Annotated in this window: 1 protein-coding gene; it reads left to right on the top strand. The window is 62.5% G+C overall.

From position 1 onward, the window contains the following. A partial coding sequence (locus SB772_RS43755) for a response regulator (protein WP_410838997.1) occupies nucleotides 1-251 on the top strand: 251 nt, incomplete at both ends.

Raw genomic sequence — 251 nt, 5'->3', positions numbered from 1 at the left:
GACATGCTGATGGATCTCGGACATGACGTCGTCGAAGCCCATTCCGGAACGGAGGCGCTGGAATTTTTCGGTGACGGATCGGCCTTCGATCTTGTCATCACCGACTATTCCATGCCCGGCATGACCGGCGGCGATCTGGCGAGAGCTGTGCGCGCCATCGCGCCGGCCCTGCCGATCCTCATCGCGTCCGGCTACGCGGAACTTCCCCCAGGGGTCGATCTGGACGTCGCAAGGCTTGGAAAGCCCTACAC

The sequence above is a fragment of the Paraburkholderia sp. SIMBA_030 genome, from assembly GCF_046535245.1.
Taxonomy (GTDB): domain Bacteria; phylum Pseudomonadota; class Gammaproteobacteria; order Burkholderiales; family Burkholderiaceae; genus Paraburkholderia.
This window is presented reverse-complemented; position numbering and strand designations above follow the sequence as displayed.